1 protein-coding gene and 1 pseudogene are annotated in these 1,211 nt (G+C 49.3%); one reads left to right on the top strand and one right to left on the bottom strand.

Annotated features, from left to right (window positions below; genetic code table 11):
* Window positions 1-149: 149 nt before the first annotated feature.
* Window positions 150-968, top strand: a pseudogene (locus QZ506_RS14820) (MFS transporter).
* Here the strand turns inward: QZ506_RS14820 and QZ506_RS14815 are convergent.
* The gene (locus tag QZ506_RS14815; RefSeq protein ID WP_291972060.1) at window positions 941-1,126 is read right to left on the bottom strand and encodes a hypothetical protein; all 186 of its coding nucleotides are present in this window, start codon (window positions 1,124-1,126) and stop codon (window positions 941-943) included. The pseudogene QZ506_RS14820 and the gene QZ506_RS14815 sit on opposite strands and share 28 nt — an antisense overlap.
* Window positions 1,127-1,211 lie beyond the last annotated feature (85 nt).

Genomic DNA, 1,211 nt, shown 5'->3' with positions numbered 1-1,211 from the left:
GCGCTGCTTGAGGGCCTTGTTATAAGAGGGCCAGTTGGTGATTTTAAAATTTTGTTTTGCCATGGAGACCTGATTTTGAAACAACTGTGGTGATCTGCTCCGATGATTACCCAAAAGTTCTATTTATTCAACAAAGCCGCTGGAAAGCCATGTTCATCGTCGGCCTTATTCCGTCGATAATCACGGTTCCCCTGCGTTGGCTAATGCCAGAATCGCCGCGTTTGCTAGCCTCGAAAGGCCGTTTAGCAGAAGCTGATAACGTGGTGAGTAAACTGGAAAACGAGGTGCTACGTCGCGGGGGAACGTTACCTGAACCGGTTATTCGTACTATAGAGAAAAAAACCGTTACCAGTGAAGTGTGGCGTGAGCTGTTTACCGGCATCTACCGCAAGCGGACCTTCACCATTTGGGCGCTGTGGGTGTGTGGTTATACGATTAACAACGGTCTGGTGACCTAGCTGCCTACGCTGTACAAAAGTGTATTCGGATTACCGATTCAAACGGCACTGGCTTACGGTTGGACGACATCGGCGTTTGGAGTGTTAGCCTCGATCGTTTGTGCATTGTCGATTGATAAGGTGGGGCGCAAGGCTTGGTATGCCACTGCTTTCCTGCTGGCGATTGTGCCACTGGTTACCCTGACGGTACTGGGGGCAACCAATCCGTTGCAAATTGTGGTATGTGCCACTGCGGCTTATGCCATATTGCAAACCATCACTTTCTCACTTTACCTCCATTCTTCAGAGCGTTACCCAACGCGGTTGTGTGCGATTGGTACCGGTTTGTGCAGTGCTTGGCTGCGCGCCGGTTCTGCTGTGGGACCGATCCTAGTTGGGTTTATTGTCGGCAACTTTGGTATTCGCTACATGTTTATCGCTTTTGCGCTGATTGCCCTGATAGGGGCGGTAGTGACAATGCGTTATTCCATTGAAACCAAAGGTCAAGTGCTAGAAGAGTTGTCACCGTAGCCGAATGCAGGTGGATAAATTCCGAATTGGCGCTCGGAATATGCGTAGCTCGTGCTACGCATATTCCGGCTGGCAGGCAGTGCGCACTGTGTTTCACCGTTGAGGTGGCTTTGTTGAATAAATAGAACTTTTGGGTAATCATCGGAGCAGATCACCACAGTTGTTTCAAAATCAGGTCTCCATGGCAAAACAAAATTTTAAAATCACCAACTGGCCCTCTTATAACAAGGCCCTCAAGCAGCG

This window comes from Candidatus Symbiopectobacterium sp., assembly GCF_020054415.1.
GTDB lineage: Bacteria > Pseudomonadota > Gammaproteobacteria > Enterobacterales > Enterobacteriaceae > Symbiopectobacterium.
The sequence above is the reverse complement of the archived record's forward strand: the minus strand, read 5'-3'. Positions and strand labels throughout refer to the sequence as shown.